At 67.1% G+C, this 1,390-nt stretch carries 1 protein-coding gene and 1 pseudogene; both read left to right on the forward strand.

Translation table 11 applies throughout. The features are described 5' to 3' along the window. Positions 1–174: pseudogene (locus tag G3N99_RS40510) on the forward strand (maleylacetoacetate isomerase); the annotation flags it as partial. 19 nt (positions 175–193) lie between these two features. Beyond that, positions 194–1,390 (forward strand): 3-hydroxybenzoate 6-monooxygenase (locus G3N99_RS40515; protein WP_206125230.1); only part of this gene is annotated, 1,197 nt, incomplete at its 3' end.

The raw sequence follows: 1,390 nt of genomic DNA on the forward strand, positions 1-1,390 counted from the left end.
GGCGACACGCCGACGCTGGCCGACGTGTGCCTCGTGCCGCAGGTCGCGAATGCGTTGCGAATGGATTGCGACCTGAGTGCCTATCCGCGCAGCCTCGCGGTGTTTGAACACGCGCGGCACGAGCCGGCGTTCGACGCGGCACAGCCGCAGCGACAACCGGATTACGTCGCGTAACACAAAGCAGGAGACAGACATGGGCGAGACAAAACACAACGGCCGGCGCGTGCTGGTAATCGGCGGCGGCATCGGCGGGCTTGCGACGGCGCTCGCGCTCGCGCGCCAGGGCATTCGCGTGAACCTGCTCGAACAGGCAGACCAGATCGGCGAGATCGGCGCGGGTATCCAGCTCGCGGCGAATGCATTCAACGCGCTCGACGCGCTGGGTGTCGGCGAGGCCGCGCGCAGCCGGGCGGTGTTCACCGACTGGTTGCAACTGATGGATGCGGTCGATGCGCGCGAGGTTGCGCGCATCGATACGGGCGCCGCGTACCGCGAGCGCTTCGGCAATCCGTATGCGGTGATTCATCGCGCGGACATTCACCTGTCGATCTACGAGGCGGTCAAGGATCATCCGCTGATCGAATTCCGGACGAGCACGCAAGTGTGCAGCTTCGAGCAGGACGGCAACGGCGTGACCGTGACCGACCAGCACGGCGAACGTTATCGCGCCGATGCGGTGATCGGCTGCGACGGCGTGAAATCCGCGATCCGTCATGCGCTGATCGGCGACGCGCATCGCGTGACGGGCCACGTCGTGTATCGCGCGGTGGTCGACGTCGACAACATGCCGCAGGATCTGCAGATCAATGCGCCGGTCGTGTGGGCTGGCCCGCATTGCCATCTCGTCCATTATCCGCTGCGTGGCGGGCGGCAGTACAACCTCGTCGTCACGTTCCACAGCCGCGAACAGGAAACCTGGGGCGTGCGCGAGGGGAGCAAGGAGGAAGTGCTGTCGTACTTCGACGGCATCCATCCGCTGCCGAAGCAGATGCTCGACCGGCCGACGTCGTGGAAGCGCTGGGCGACCGCCGATCGCGATCCGGTCAAACGCTGGAGCGAGGGCCGCGCGACGGTACTCGGCGACGCCGCGCATCCGATGACGCAATACATCGCGCAGGGTGCCTGCCAGGCGCTCGAGGATGCGGTGACGCTCGGCGCGGCCGTGGCACAGACCGACGGCGATTTCGAAGCGGCGTTCGCGCTGTACGAGCGCGTGCGGATTCCGCGCACCGCGCGCGTGCTGTATTCGGCGCGCGAGATGGGGCGGATCTATCACGCGAAGGGCGTCGAGCGGCAGGTGCGCAACGGGCTCTGGGTCGGCCGCACGCAGGCGCAGTTCTACGACGCGCTCGACTGGCTGCACGGCTGGCGCGCGGAGGATTGCCTGAAG

The organism is Burkholderia sp. Ac-20392, from assembly GCF_017104585.1.
In the GTDB taxonomy this organism is placed as follows: domain Bacteria; phylum Pseudomonadota; class Gammaproteobacteria; order Burkholderiales; family Burkholderiaceae; genus Burkholderia; species Burkholderia lata.